Origin of the sequence: Streptomyces sp. NPDC045431 (assembly GCF_040646655.1) — a bacterium.
In the GTDB taxonomy this organism is placed as follows: Bacteria; Actinomycetota; Actinomycetes; order Streptomycetales; family Streptomycetaceae; genus Streptomyces.
Genome location: NZ_JBEZAQ010000002.1, coordinates 569,389 through 582,736, shown reverse-complemented (window position 1 = coordinate 582,736; position 13,348 = coordinate 569,389). Strand labels below are relative to the sequence as shown.

Sequence of the window (13,348 nt, the reverse complement as noted above, 5' to 3'; positions counted from 1 at the left end):
GACCGCCGCGCGCGCTGGTCCCCGTGCGCGCTGGTCCCCGGCCCGCGGCGCCCGTCGTCCGCCGCTTTTGCGGCGCCCCTCGCCTTCGCGGCGCCTGGCCGCGCCCGCTACGCCGCGTGGCCGCCGTCCACCGCGAACTCGGCGCCCGTCACGTACCCCGCCCCCTCGCCGACGAGGTGCGCGACCATCGACGCCACCTCGTCCGGCGCGCCGAAGCGCCCCAGCGCCGTCATCGCGCGCTGGCCGTCCGCGTACGGGCCGTCCTCCGGATTCAGGTCGGTCCGCCGCCGGTGACCAGAGCGGTCCTGCCGTTCAAGGTGACCTCCATGCCGTCCTCCGTGCTTCCTTCGGAAGTGGTTGCGCGCTCAATCACATCCGAGGGGCCGCCGTACCGCTGGCGGTGATCGGACACGGAGATCCACTGCCGGACGAAGGACGACTTCCTGCCGCGGGCGCGGTCCGGCCATGTGACGGACGATGAAGAAGGACCTGATGAGAAAGGCCTGATGAGAAGGACCTGATGAGAAAGGCACCAGCCATGGCCAAGCTCACCCTCACCTCCTTCGTGACGCTCGACGGCGTGATGCAGGCCCCCGGCGGCCCCGACGAGGACCGCACCGACGGCTTCGCGTACGGCGGCTGGAGCGTGCCGTTCGTGGACGAGGAGTTCGGGCGGTTCGTCGACGAGGTCTTCCAGCGGGTGGACTGCTTCCTCCTCGGCCGGCGGACGTACGAGATCTTCGCCTCGTACTGGCCCAAGGTCAGCGACGAGAGCGACCCCGTCGCGAGCCGCCTCAACACCCTGCCCAAGTACGTGGTCTCCACGACCCTCGACACCGCCGACTGGCACAACTCCACCGTGATCAAAGGCGACCTGACCGAGGAGGTGAACCGCCTCAAGCAGCGGCCCGGCCGCGAGATCCAGGTCCACGGCAGCGCCCGCCTCGCCCAGAGCCTCATCGCGCACGGCCTGGTCGACGAGCTGAACCTCCTCGTCTACCCCGTCTTCCTCGGCAAGGGCCGCCGCCTCTTCCCCGACGGCGGGACCCCGACCGCCTTCGAGCTCACCGGCCACCGCACGACCACCACGGGCGTCAGCATCCATACCTACCGGACCGCCGGGCCCGCCCAGTTCGGCACCTTCCAGCCCGGGGAGTGAGCGGAGAGCCGGCCGGGCCGTGTCCGAGAGGCCCCTCACCCGGCCACCGCCGGGAGGCGTCCCCCGCCCGGCGGGCGGACTACCGGAACGTCCTCCAGTACTGGCGTCGCTTCTCGTCCCTCACGACGACGCCGAGACGGGCCAGTTCCTCCCGGAGCTCCCGTACGTCGTCATCCGAGGGGCCCTTCTTCTCCAACGACTCCTGGCGGGCCTTGAGGATGGCGTTCGCGCCCTCCGGCAAGCCGGGGGTATCAGGGACCCACCGGCGGAACTCGTCCTCGTACGGATCGGCGTCCGCCCACGCGTAGCCGTGCTCGGTGAAGGCGTCGGCGACACGGCCGACGTCCAGATCGCACTCCTGCCGAGCGAGCTCGCCACCGTCGTGGCCGAGCAGGACGAGCTGCTTGCCGTCCCGGAACACCGCGGCAACGGCGTCGCGTGAGAACTCCCGCGCACGCCCCTCACGGGTGAGCACGACGCGCTCGTCCGACAGGCGCATCGCCAACTGCTCGTGCTGGACGACGAATCCGAGGACCAGCCCTGCCGCCGCACCCGCGGCGACCAGCCAGGGAGCGGGGACCGACGCGACGAGCTCGGCCGGCCCCTGCAGCGGTGCCCAGGGAAGCGTCACCAGCCAGTCGGCCAGGGGGCCGGCCAGCCGGCCGGCGCCCGCCCCCGCCAGCAGCAGAACGACGTAGACCAGCACGGTGCCGCGCGCCGACCGGCCGAGCACGGTGACCTTGTCACCTTGCGGGCGTCGCTCACGTCCCTCGCGCATGCTCATGCTTCCCCCTTGCTCCTGTCGGCCTGTAATAATAGACCGAGCGCTCGGTCTATTATTACAGGCCGACGGAGACCGGAAGAGCCGGAGCCGAGCAGAAGGGGACCACGATGAGGACAGTCGATCCGGCAAGGCACCGGGCCCGGCGCCGGCACATCGTCAACACCGCGGCCGAACTCTTCGCCGCCAGAGGTTTCGAGCGCACCACCACGGCGGAGATCTGCAAGGCCGCAGGCATGAGCGCGGGCAACCTGTTCCACTACTTCCCCAACAAGCGCGCCATCTTCCACGCCGTCTTCGAGGACGAGGAGCACGACGGCGCCACCAAGGCCGAGCGTCTCGCCGCCGCCCGCGCCGCCGACGATCCGTGGGCCGCCCTCCTCGACACCGTCGACCTTCTCGCCGCCCCGGCTGCGGAGCCGCTGGTTCCCGCCCTCGTGATGGAGGCGATGATCCAGGCCTACCGCGACCCCGATCTCGAAGCGCTGCTGAGCCGTGACAACGAGGAGGAGCGGGCCACCATCACCACCCTGCTGCGGAAGGCGGGCGCGGCAGGCCGGATCGACCCGGGCCTGGACCCGGACGCCACCGCGGCCTGGGTCATGGCGCTCATCGGCGCTCTCTACACCAGCGCCGCCACCGACCCGTCCTTCACGCCGGCCGAGCAACTCCCCACCCTGCGCCTCATCATCCAGCGCTTCCTGCGGCCCGGGACCCATGAGGAACGGGAGCGGTGAACGGGTGTAGCGGCAGCTCGTCGGCCCGTGCCGGATACGGGGGCCGGGCCGCCTCCGCTCCGGCGTAGGGGCGCTCGACCCGTGGACGCGGCCCGGGTACGGTGATCGTCCGCGTGCGAGCCGCCGACGCCTCCACACCGCCCACGCACCCTGGAGACCGGCCGCATGTCGTCGCTCGCCGCGCCCGCGCCCCCCTACGCCCGGAGGGCCTGGCTCACCGATCTGCCCGTGCTGCTCGTCGCGGCCGTCTGGGGCGCCAGCTACCTCGCCGCCAAGGGCATCACCACCGCGCACACCGTGATCGCGGTGCTGGTCCTGCGCTTCGCGGTGGTCCTGCCCGTGCTCGTGGCCGCCGGGTGGCGGGCGCTGCGCGCCCTGACGGCGGCCCAGTGGCGCGGGGCCGGAGTCCTCGGAGCCGTACTGAGCGGCATCTTCCTGCTGGAGACGTACGGGGTCGTCCACACCTCCGCGACCAACGCCGGGCTCATCATCAGCCTCACCATGATCTTCACGCCGCTCGCCGAGGCGGCCCTGACCAGGATCCGCCCGTCCGGCTCCTTCCTGGCCGCCGCCGGCCTGTCGGTCGCGGGCGTGGTGCTGCTGACGCAGGGCGGCGGGCTCACCGCCCCCTCGGGCGGCGACCTGCTGATGCTGCTCGCCGCCCTCGCCCGTACGGTCCACGTCCTCGCCATGTCCCGTATCAAGGCCGTCCGGAGCGCGGACTCGCTGTCGCTCACGACGGTCCAACTCGGCGGTGCGGTGGCGGTCTTCGCCCTGATCGCCGTCGCCGTGCCGGGGAGCGGCGCGTCGCCGTGGACGGTGGCGGCGGGCTTCGGGGCGCGGGAGTGGGCGGGGCTGCTCTTCCTCGCGGTCTTCTGCACACTGTTCGCGTTCTTCGTGCAGATGTGGGCGGTACGCCGTACCTCGCCGTCCCGCGTGAGCCTGCTGCTCGGCACCGAGCCCCTGTGGGCGGCGGCGGCCGGTATCGCGGTCGCCCGCGAGCAGGTGGGCGCGGTGGGCATCGGCGGCGCCGTGCTCGTGCTCGCCGGGACGTGGTGGGGGAGGAGCGCCGCGGGCCCGCGGTGATCGGCGGGACACCGCGGGCCCGGGACCGGGTGCCGGTCAGCCGAAGTTCACATCGCTGCACAGGTAGTACGTCTGGTCCATGTGCGAGGCCTTCCAGATCGTGTAGACGACGTGGTGGCCCGTGCGCCCTGGAGCGCTGACGTTGTCGATCACGTAGTTCTGGCCCGGGGCGTAGCGGCCGGTCTGCTTGACCAGCTGCAGGTCGCTCCAGCTCAGTGCCTGGGTGGCGGGGTTGAAGCCCTGCTTGGTGACGTAGACGAGGAAGTAGTCGGCGCCGTGGCTGGCCTGGTCGAAGAGCTTGACCGTGAAGGTGCTCGCGACGTTCGTCGTCTTCCACGGGCCGACGGCGTCCAGGGCGTTGTAGCGGCCGCCTTCGGTCCGGCCGCCGCTGCACAGCTGCCCGTTGGGGATGGCCGCCTGGTGGTTGCCGCCGACGCCGTTGCGGTAGAGGCCGTTCCAGTTCCACATGGCGTTCGGGTTCGCCTGCCACGCCTGCCAGCACATGGGGTCCTGCTGCTGCATGGCCGGGTTCATGTGGTCGCTGCCCCAGCGTAACCAGCAGCCGTAGTTACGGGACGCCGGGTCGACGACGGACCCGTGCGCCGAGGCGGTGCCGGACCAGGGGATCAGGGCGAGCAGCGCGGCGGAGAGCAGGGTGAGCAGGTGCACCGTCCAGCGGGGGTGGCGGCGCGTGGGGCCCGTAGTACGGGCCGGGATGTCGAGGTCATGACCAGTCATGTGTGCGGCTCCATCTTCCGGTTGAGTGGGGTGCCGGGTGGATGGGAGCGCTCCCAGTGCTGGCGTACCCACCCCCGCACGGCGGAAAACCCGACGGCGTCCACCACGCGTGGCCCGGACAACGCCGCTCACGTCCGAGTCCGGGCTGCCCGACGGCGAGGGGCGCGCGTAGGGTGGGCCGATGGAAACCGTCGATCTCGGCGCGTACGGCGAGGAGTTCAACGCCGACCCGTATCCGTACTACGCCAAGCTCCGCGCGAGCGGGCCCGTCCACCACGTCCGTACCCGCCTCGGGCACGAGGTGTGGCTGGTCGTCGGCCACGCGGAGGCGCGGGCCGCGCTCGCCGACCCGAGGCTGTCCAAGTCGCCCGCCGCCGCCGGTCTCGAGAGAATGCTCGACGAGCAGCTCATCGGGCCGCACCTGCTGGTCGTCGACCCGCCCGACCACACACGGCTGCGGAAGCTGATCGCCCGTGAGTTCACCGGGCGGCGCGTCGAGGCTCTGCGGCCGCGCGTCCAGGCGATCACGGACAAACTGCTCGACGCCATGGACGGAACCGAGCGGCGTGCCGACCTGGTCGACGCGCTGGCCTTCCCGCTGCCCATCACCGTCATCTGCGAGCTGCTGGGCGTGCCCGCCGCCGACCGTGCCCGCTTCCGCGCCTGGTCCACCGAGATCGTCGCCCCGACCGGAGCGGACCCCGAGCTCGAAGCGATCCATGCCCTCGCCGCCTACCTCGACGAACTCATCGAGGACAAGCGCTGCTCCGGCCCCACCGACGACCTGCTCTCCGCGCTGCTGCGTACGCGCGCCGAGGACGGCGACCGGCTCTCGTCCGCCGAACTGCGGGCCATGGCGTACCTGCTGCTGATCGCGGGGCACGAGACGACCGTCAACCTCATCTCCAACGGGGTGCGCGCCCTGTTCGCCCACCCGGAGCAGCTCGCCGCGCTCCGCGCCGACTTCGGGCTGCTGGACGGCGCGGTGGAGGAGGTGCTGCGCTACGACGGGCCGGTCGAGACCGCCACGGCCCGTTTCGCCCTGGAGCCCGTGCCGGTCGGCGACACCGTCATCCCGGCCGGCGACTGCGTCCTCGTCGGCCTCGCCGCGGGTGACCGCGACGCGGCGAGGTTCCCCGACCCGGACCGCTTCGACATCCGCCGCGACACCGGCGGACACCTCGCCTTCGGCCACGGCATCCACTACTGCCTGGGCGCCCCGCTGGCCCGCCTGGAAGCCCGCGTCGCGCTCCGCGCCCTGCTGGAACGCTTCCCGTCCCTCGAACTCGACCCCTCCGCCGGGCCGCTCGACTGGCTGCCCGGTCTCCTCATGCGCGGCGTGCGCCGCCTTCCCGTCAGGTGGTGACGAACAAACCCATGAGCGGATTCGACCTCGACCTCGACCTCGCCCGGAAGGCCCTCGACGGCCAGCCGTTCAGCCGGCTCCTCGGCGCCCGCATCACCGCCTTCGGCGACGGCGCCGCCGTCCTGGAGCTGGACATCCGCGAGGAACTCCACCAGCAGAACGGCTTCCTCCACGGCGGAGTCCTCTCGTACGCCGCCGACAACGCCCTCACCTTCGCCGCGGGCGCCGCCCTCGGCCCGGCCGTGCTGACGGCCGGCTTCTCCATCCAGTACGTCCGCCCCGCCACGGGCCGCGTGCTGATAGCCCGCGCTTCCGTGGTCCACGCGGGACGGCGGCAGGCGGTGGTGCGCTGCGACCTGCTGACGACCGATGGGGAGGGCGGGGAGGAGACGCTCTGCGCGGTGGCGCAGGGGACGGTGCTGTCGGCCCCGAAAACGGGTGGCTGACGCGCGGGCCGGGTGTGAGGGTTCCGCCCATGGGCAACTCGCAGGCATATCCCGTTCTCCGCACTGACGACGCCTTCACGGCGTACGCCCAGGCCACGCGCCTCTGCGCGCTGCTGGCCGACCGCGAGGACGCGGTGGGCGTCTTCGCCGAGCTGCGTACGGTCCAGGACGTACGGCGGATGGCCGACGTCCTTCCCGGCGCGGCATTCGCGTACGACGGGGCCCGCAAGGACTCGGTCACGGGGGAGTACGTCTGGTTCGACCTCGAGGTGACGGCGCTGGACGATACCGAGCTGGAGGCGCATCTGCCGCTGTCGGTCAGGGAGGACGTCCCCACCGGCAGCGTCGAGGAGCGGTTCGTCGCGGCCCTCGGCCGGGGCGCGGCGGCCATCGAATGGCACGGCATGTGGCCGGACGATCCCGAGGGTGGGCGGTACGGATCGCCGAAGTACGACGGTGTCCAGGTCGTGTTCCACTGCGACGACCCCCAATGGGGCGAGTGGGCCGAGCACCACACCGTCTTCGTTCACGTGACCAAGTTCGGCGACCTGTCCTGGGCCGAGGAACTCGCCGCGCGCGTGGGCGGCGAGGTGCTGGGCGAAGCGCACACCGGTTGGTGAGCCGACGCGGCCGGCGTTGTCGCCCATCGGCTCCGCGCCCGTCGCCGCGGACGGCACCTTCCACTCACACGGACCGGCCCGGACCGCGCCCGCAACCCGCCGAGCCGCCGGGGCACTTCGACCTCCGGCGGCTCTTCGTCGATCAGAGGGCCGACGCGATCTCCTCCAGCCGCACCGGCCGCCGCTCGCGGCGCGACAGTTCGCAGGCCTCGGCGATGCGCAGCGCGCGCAGGGCCTCGTGGCCGTCGCAGGGGTTGTCGCGGTCGCCGCGTGCCAGGCGGACGAAGGCGTCGAGTTCGGCTGCGTACGCCGGGGCGAAGCGTTCGAGGAAGCCCGGCCACGGGTTGTCGGCCGGGGGCGGGCCTAGGGGTTCGGTGGAGGTGAGGGGGGTGCGGTCGTCGAGGCCCACCGCGATCTGGTCGCGTTCGCCGGCGAGTTCCATGCGGACGTCGTAGCCCGCGCCGTTGCAGCGGGTGGCGGTCGCGGTGGCGAGGGTGCCGTCGTCCAGGGTGAGGAGCGCGGCCGCCGTGTCGACGTCGCCCGCCTCGCGGAACATGGCGTGCCCGGTGTCGGATCCGGTCGCGTACACCTCGGTGACCTCGCGGCCGGTGACCCAGCGCAGGATGTCGAAGTCGTGGACCAGGCAGTCGCGGTAGAGGCCCCCGGAGAGCGGCAGGTACGCGGCGGGCGGCGGCGCCGGGTCGGAGGTGATGGCCCGTACGGTGTGCAGCCGGCCGAGCCGGCCGGCGCGCACGGCGTCGCGGGCCGCGCGGTAGCCGGTGTCGAAGCGGCGCATGAAACCGAGTTGGAGCGGGGTATCGGACGCGTCGACCTCGCGCAGTGCGCGGAGGGTGCCGGGCAGGTCGAGGGCGATGGGCTTCTCGCAGAAGGCGGGCAGGCCGGCGCGGGCCGCGCGGGCGATGAGGTCGGGGTGGGCGGCGGTGGCCGAGGCGATCACGACGGCGTCCACGCCCCAGGCGAAGACGTCGTCGACGGTGGGGGCGGCGATGGCGCCGGTGATGCCGGCGACCTCGGCCGCCCGGGCCGGGTCGGCGTCGGCGACCACGAGGGAACCGACCTCCGGGTGGCGGCTGAGCACTCCCGCGTGGAAGGCGCCGATACGTCCCGTTCCGATGAGTCCGATGCGCATGGCCCCCAAGGTGGGGCCGGGCCAGGTGCCATGTCAAGCGTTTGTCATGACAACCGGACTTCACGACTTTCCGTCATGATGGCATGCGGCTACGCTCGGCCCGTGCCCAAGCAGACCCGAGAAGCCCGAGACGTGCGTGGAAGCAGCGGACGCGGTGGCGGCGGCGGACGTGACCGCGGCGAGGCCGCCTCCGTCGCACGGCTCCCCCTGGGCGTCGACCGCACCAGCCCGGTCCCGCTCTACTTCCAGCTCTCGCAGCAGCTGGAGGCGGCCATCGAGCGCGGCGCGCTCACCCCGGGCAGCCTCCTCGGCAACGAGATCGACCTGGCCACCCGGCTCGGCCTCTCCCGGCCCACCGTCCGCCAGGCCATCCAGACCCTCGTCGACAAGGGCCTGCTCGTCCGCCGCCGCGGTGTCGGCACCCAGGTCGTACACAGCCAGATCAAGCGCCCGCTGGAGCTCAGCAGCCTGTACGACGACCTGGAGGCGGCCGGTCAGCGCCCCGCCACCATCGTCCTGACCAACCGCCTGCTGCCCGCCACCGCCGAGGTCGCCGCCGCCCTCGGCGTACCGGAGGGCAGCGACGTCCGATTCCTGGAGCGGCTGCGGTTCGCGCACGACGAGCCCATGGCGCGGCTGCGCAACCACCTGCCGCCCGGCCTGCTCGAACCCGGTTCCGAGGAGCTGGAGGAGACGGGCCTCTACCGGATGATGCGCGGCGCGGGGGTCACCCTGCACAGCGCCCGCCAGTCCGTCGGGGCCCGGGCCGCCACCGCGCTGGAGGCGGACCTGCTCTCCGAGGAGCCGGGTGCGCCGCTGCTCACCATGGAGCGCACCAGCTACGACGACACCGGCCGCCCCGTGGAGTTCGGCTCGCACATCTACCGGGCGTCGCGGTACGCCTTCGAGTTCCAGCTCCTGGTGCGGCCCTAGCCACCGTGCCCGCGCCCGTACATCAAGTCGTCAGCGAGTAAGAATGTTCGGACAAAGTATTGACGGGCCGTCGCCACCGCCGTAGAAACGCACCCAGCCGCAACCGGGCGGCGCCGGGCACAGAAGGCGGACGACCACCATGCGAACCACCCGCACGGCGGCAGCGGCCCTGCTGGCCGCAGTCGTACTCACCGTCACCGCCGCCGGATGCAGCGACTCCGGCGGCAAGAGCGCCGAGGACAAGCCCCCCACCCCCGGCGGAGGCAACCCCGCCACCACCGCGCGCATGACCATCGCCATGGTCACCCACTCCGGCGAGGGCGACACCTTCTGGGACATCGTCCAGAACGGCGCCGAGCAGGCCGCCGCGAAGGACAACGCCGAGTTCCTCTACGCCGCCGACAAGGACGGCAAGGAACAGGCCCAGCTCATCGACTCGTACGTGGCGAAGAAGGTGGACGGCCTGATCGTCACCCTCGCCAAGCCCGAGGCTGTCAAGGCGTCCGTCGCCAAGGCCGTCAAGGCGGGCATCCCCGTCATCACCATCAACTCCGGCGGGCGGCACTCCACGGCGTACGGCGCCCTCACCCACATCGGCCAGGACGAGGGCGTCGCCGGCGAGGCCGTCGGCGCCGAGCTCAACGCACGCGGCAAGAAGAAGGCCCTGTGCGTCATCCACGAGCAGGGAAACGTTTCCCTGGAAGAGCGCTGCGCCGGCGTGAAGAAGACCTTCAAGGGCACCGTCGAGAACCTCAACGTCGAAGGCACCAACATGCCCGCCGCCACCTCCTCCATCGAGGCCAAGCTCCAGAGCGCCGCCGACATCGACGCCGTCGTCACCCTCGGCGCGCCCTTCGCCGCCGCCTCCGTCAGGGCCAAGCAGAGCGCCGGCTCCGACGCGGAGGTCGACACCTTCGACCTCAACGCGGCCGTCGTCGCCCAGCTCAAGGCCCGGCGGATCGGCTTCGCCGTCGACCAGCAGCCCTACCTCCAGGGCTACGTCGCCGTCGACGCGCTCCGGCTCCACAAGGACAACCTCAACGTCATCGGCGGCGGCAAGCCCGTGCTCACCGGGCCCGCCCTCGTCACCGAGAAGGACGCGGAGCGGCTGGAGGACCTCACCGCCCGCGGGACCCGATGAAAACCGGACACATCGCCATGACCGATACTTGCCCAGTCGTACGGCAAGGACAGCGAACAGAGCAAAAGGGGCACGGCGTCGTGGCAAGGAGTCCAAGGAACCCAGGGAATCCAAGGAGCCCGAGGGGTTCGATGGGTCCAAGGGGCCCAAGGGATCCGCAGGCGGCAGGAGCGGCGAAGCCCACACGAACACACACCGGGGTACGGCCGCGGACCCGCGCCCTCCGCGCGGCCCTCGCCGCGGTGCTCGGTCTCACCCTCACCGGGGCCCTCGCCGGCTGCAGCGCCACCGGCGGCAAGCGCGCCGAAGACGCCCGCAAGGCCGCCGCCGCCCAGGGCCGGGCCGCCGTGGACACCCCGCGGTGGACCATCGCCATGGTCACCCACTCCGGCGACGGCGACACCTTCTGGGACATCGTCCAGAGCGGCGCCAAGCAGGCGGCCGTCAAGGACAACATCACCTTCCTCTACGCCCACAGCGACGAGGGGCAGCAGCAGGCCCAGCTCGTCGAGTCCTACATCGACAAGAAGGTCGACGGCCTGATCGTCACCCTCGCCAAGCCCGACGCCATGAAGGCGGCCGTCGCCAAGGCCGTCAAGGCGGGCATCCCGGTGATCACCGTGAACTCCGGTGCCGAGCAGTCCAAGGCCCTCGGCGCCCTCACCCACATCGGCCAGGACGAGAACATCGCGGGCGAGGCCGTCGGCGACGAGCTCGACCGGCGCGGCCGCAAGAAGGCCCTGTGCATCCTGCACGAGCAGGGCAACGTCGGCCACGAGCAGCGCTGCGCCGGCGTGAAGAAGACCTTCGACGGCGACGTGCAGAACCTGTACGTCGACGGCACCAACATGCCCGACGTCCAGGCGTCCATCGAGGCCAAGCTCCAGACCGACCGGTCCATCGACGCCGTCGTCACCCTCGGCGCGCCGTTCGCGGACGCCGCCGTCCAGGCGAAGAAGGCCGCCGGCTCCGACGCGGAGGTCGACACCTTCGACCTCAACGCCAAGGTCGCCGCCGGCCTCAAGGCCCGGCAGCTCGGCTTCGCCGTCGACCAGCAGCCCTACCTCCAGGGGTACGAGGCCGTCGACCTGCTGTGGCTGCACCGCTACAACGCCGACGTCCTCGGCGGCGGCAGGCCCGTCCTCACCGGCCCGCAGATCATCACCCAGCAGGACGCCGCCAAGCTCACGGAATACACGGAGCGGGGAACCCGATGACAGCGACCGCACCACCCGTACCGGACGAGGACCGCACGCCCTCCGGCGGTGACGAGCGGCTGCTGCGCACCTCACCGCTGCGCAGGCTGCTCGGCCGCCCCGAGCTGGGCTCCGTCGTCGGAGCCGTGGCCGTCTTCCTCTTCTTCGCCCTCGCCGCCGACAGCTTCCTGCGCGCCACCAGCTTCGGCACGGTGCTGTACGCGGCCTCCACCATCGGCATCATGGCCGTGCCGGTCGCGCTGCTGATGATCGGCGGCGAGTTCGACCTGTCGGCCGGTGTGCTGGTCACCACGTCCGCGCTCATCTCGTCGATGTTCAGCTACCAGATGACCGCCAACGTCTGGGTCGGCGTCGCCGTCTCCCTCCTCGTCACCCTCGCCGTCGGCGCGTTCAACGGCGTCATGCTGACCCGCACCAAGCTGCCGAGCTTCATCATCACGCTCGGCACCTTCCTGATGCTGACCGGCATGAACCTCGGCTTCACCAAGCTGATCAGCGGCACGGTCTCCACCAAGACCATCGCCGACATGGAGGGCTTCTCCTCCGCCCGGTCCCTCTTCGCCTCGCACGTCACCGTCGGCGGTGTCGACCTCAAGGTCACCATCCTGTGGTGGCTCGCCCTGGTCGCCCTCGCCACCTGGATCCTGCTGCGCACCCGCTTCGGCAACTGGATCTTCGCCGTGGGCGGCAACGCCGACGCCGCCCGCGCGGTCGGCGTCCCCGTCCGTACGACGAAGACCGGCCTCTACATGGGCGTGGCCTTCTGCGCCTGGGTGTCCGGACAGCACCTGCTGTTCTCGTTCGACGTCGTCCAGTCCGGCGAGGGCGTCGGCAACGAGCTGATCTACATCATCGCGGCCGTCATCGGCGGCTGCCTGATCACCGGTGGGTACGGGTCGGCCATCGGCTCGGCGGTCGGCGCGTTCATCTTCGGCATGACCAGCAAGGGCATCGTGTATGCCGAGTGGAACCCGGACTGGTTCAAGTTCTTCCTCGGGGCGATGCTCCTCCTCGCGACCCTGCTCAACGCCTGGGTCCGCAAGCGTGCGGAGGCAACGACATGAGCACCCCCCTCGTGGAGCTCGACGACGTCAGCAAGTACTACGGCAACATCCGCGCCCTGGAGGGCGTCTCCCTCGAGGTCCACGCGGGAGAGATCACCTGCGTCCTCGGCGACAACGGCGCCGGCAAGTCCACCCTCATCAAGATCGTCGCGGGCCTGCACGCCCACGACGGCGGCACCCTGCGCATCGACGGCGAGGAGACCGCCCTCACCTCCCCGCGCGACGCGCTGGACCGGGGCATCGCCACCGTCTACCAGGACCTGGCCGTCGTCCCGCTCATGCCGGTCTGGCGGAACTTCTTCCTCGGCTCCGAGCCCACCAAGGGCGCCGGCCCCTTCAAGCGCCTCGACGTCGACCTCATGCGCGAGACGACCCGCGCCGAGCTGCTGCGCATGGGCATCGACCTGCGCGACGTCGACCAGCCGATCGGCACCCTCTCGGGCGGCGAGCGGCAGTGCGTGGCCATCGCCCGCGCCGTCCACTTCGGCGCGAAGGTGCTGGTCCTCGACGAGCCGACGGCGGCGCTCGGCGTCAAGCAGTCCGGGGTGGTCCTCAAGTACGTGGCCGCCGCGCGCGACGCGGGACTGGGCGTGGTCCTCATCACGCACAATCCTCACCACGCGTATCTGGTCGGTGACCGGTTCGTGCTGCTGAAGCGCGGTGTGATGGCCGGCAGCCACACCAAGGACTCCGTCACGCTGGACGAACTGACCCGTCAGATGGCGGGCGGCAGCGAGCTGGAGGACCTCCGCCACGAGCTCGAACGGGCCCCGGCCCCGCCGCCCGCCCCCTCCCGCGCCGACGCCCCCGCCACCCCGCGGCCCGAGGCGCCGTAACCCCGCCGCACCGCCGCCCCCGCCCCCGTACCTGGCAGAATCGAGGGCGGCGGGCGCCGCCCGCCGCCGGCCCC

General features: G+C 71.9%; 14 protein-coding genes and 1 pseudogene. 11 read left to right on the top strand and 4 right to left on the bottom strand.

Translation table 11 applies throughout. The features are described 5' to 3' along the window. Nucleotides 1-107: 107 nt before the first annotated feature. Nucleotides 108-281: pseudogene (locus AB0A69_RS07150) on the bottom strand (SDR family oxidoreductase); the annotation flags it as partial. A 257-nt stretch (nucleotides 282-538) separates the two neighbouring features. Here AB0A69_RS07150 and AB0A69_RS07145 point away from each other — a divergent pair. Continuing rightward, nucleotides 539-1,159, top strand: coding sequence for a dihydrofolate reductase family protein (locus tag AB0A69_RS07145; protein ID WP_361416855.1), 621 nt, complete (start codon nucleotides 539-541; stop codon nucleotides 1,157-1,159). A gap of 79 nt (nucleotides 1,160-1,238) precedes the next feature. On the opposite strand, the gene AB0A69_RS07140 is transcribed toward AB0A69_RS07145, so the two are convergent. Next, complete coding sequence (locus AB0A69_RS07140; protein ID WP_361416214.1) at nucleotides 1,239-1,943, bottom strand: hypothetical protein; 705 nt, start codon at nucleotides 1,941-1,943, stop codon at nucleotides 1,239-1,241. Between the two features lie 107 nt (nucleotides 1,944-2,050). Here AB0A69_RS07140 and AB0A69_RS07135 point away from each other — a divergent pair, with 107 nt between their 5' ends. Together AB0A69_RS07135 and AB0A69_RS07130 are read left to right on the top strand one after the other, a co-directional pair. Further along, nucleotides 2,051-2,677, top strand: coding sequence for a TetR/AcrR family transcriptional regulator (locus tag AB0A69_RS07135; RefSeq protein ID WP_361416212.1), 627 nt, complete (start codon nucleotides 2,051-2,053; stop codon nucleotides 2,675-2,677). Nucleotides 2,678-2,842: 165 nt separating this feature from the next. Further along, nucleotides 2,843-3,763, top strand: coding sequence for a DMT family transporter (locus tag AB0A69_RS07130; RefSeq protein WP_361416210.1), 921 nt, complete (start codon nucleotides 2,843-2,845; stop codon nucleotides 3,761-3,763). Between the two features lie 36 nt (nucleotides 3,764-3,799). On the opposite strand, the gene AB0A69_RS07125 is transcribed toward AB0A69_RS07130, so the two are convergent. Next, the gene (locus AB0A69_RS07125; RefSeq protein WP_361416208.1) at nucleotides 3,800-4,501 is read right to left on the bottom strand and encodes a lytic polysaccharide monooxygenase; all 702 of its coding nucleotides are present in this window, start codon (nucleotides 4,499-4,501) and stop codon (nucleotides 3,800-3,802) included. 181 nt (nucleotides 4,502-4,682) lie between these two features. Between AB0A69_RS07125 and AB0A69_RS07120 the strand changes: the two genes are divergently transcribed. Genes AB0A69_RS07120 through AB0A69_RS07110 form a run of 3 tightly spaced genes read left to right on the top strand, consistent with a single transcriptional unit; the run spans nucleotide 4,683 to nucleotide 6,933 of the window. Continuing rightward, nucleotides 4,683-5,867, top strand: a complete 1,185-nt coding sequence (locus AB0A69_RS07120; protein ID WP_361416206.1) for a cytochrome P450 — start codon at nucleotides 4,683-4,685, stop codon at nucleotides 5,865-5,867. Between the two features lie 11 nt (nucleotides 5,868-5,878). Continuing rightward, complete coding sequence (locus AB0A69_RS07115) at nucleotides 5,879-6,313, top strand: PaaI family thioesterase (RefSeq protein WP_361416204.1); 435 nt, start codon at nucleotides 5,879-5,881, stop codon at nucleotides 6,311-6,313. A gap of 29 nt (nucleotides 6,314-6,342) precedes the next feature. After that, nucleotides 6,343-6,933, top strand: coding sequence for a hypothetical protein (locus tag AB0A69_RS07110; protein ID WP_361416202.1), 591 nt, complete (start codon nucleotides 6,343-6,345; stop codon nucleotides 6,931-6,933). Nucleotides 6,934-7,075: 142 nt separating this feature from the next. On the opposite strand, the gene AB0A69_RS07105 is transcribed toward AB0A69_RS07110, so the two are convergent. Further along, complete coding sequence (locus tag AB0A69_RS07105; RefSeq protein ID WP_361416200.1) at nucleotides 7,076-8,083, bottom strand: Gfo/Idh/MocA family oxidoreductase; 1,008 nt, start codon at nucleotides 8,081-8,083, stop codon at nucleotides 7,076-7,078. A 102-nt stretch (nucleotides 8,084-8,185) separates the two neighbouring features. On the opposite strand from AB0A69_RS07105, the gene AB0A69_RS07100 reads away from it, so the two are divergent. The 5 genes from AB0A69_RS07100 to AB0A69_RS07080 all read left to right on the top strand — a co-directional run bounded on the left by AB0A69_RS07100 (nucleotide 8,186) and on the right by AB0A69_RS07080 (nucleotide 13,274). Then, complete coding sequence (locus AB0A69_RS07100) at nucleotides 8,186-9,016, top strand: GntR family transcriptional regulator (RefSeq protein WP_361416198.1); 831 nt, start codon at nucleotides 8,186-8,188, stop codon at nucleotides 9,014-9,016. 139 nt (nucleotides 9,017-9,155) lie between these two features. After that, nucleotides 9,156-10,157, top strand: coding sequence for a sugar ABC transporter substrate-binding protein (locus AB0A69_RS07095; protein ID WP_361416196.1), 1,002 nt, complete (start codon nucleotides 9,156-9,158; stop codon nucleotides 10,155-10,157). 242 nt (nucleotides 10,158-10,399) lie between these two features. Continuing rightward, nucleotides 10,400-11,374, top strand: coding sequence for a substrate-binding domain-containing protein (locus tag AB0A69_RS07090; RefSeq protein WP_361416194.1), 975 nt, complete (start codon nucleotides 10,400-10,402; stop codon nucleotides 11,372-11,374). Further along, the gene (locus AB0A69_RS07085) at nucleotides 11,371-12,438 is read left to right on the top strand and encodes an ABC transporter permease (RefSeq protein WP_361416192.1); all 1,068 of its coding nucleotides are present in this window, start codon (nucleotides 11,371-11,373) and stop codon (nucleotides 12,436-12,438) included. The genes AB0A69_RS07090 and AB0A69_RS07085 overlap by 4 nt, the downstream gene beginning before the upstream one ends. Continuing rightward, nucleotides 12,435-13,274, top strand: coding sequence for an ATP-binding cassette domain-containing protein (locus tag AB0A69_RS07080; RefSeq protein WP_361416190.1), 840 nt, complete (start codon nucleotides 12,435-12,437; stop codon nucleotides 13,272-13,274). Before AB0A69_RS07085 ends, AB0A69_RS07080 begins: the two co-directional genes overlap by 4 nt. Nucleotides 13,275-13,348: the final 74 nt, after the last annotated feature.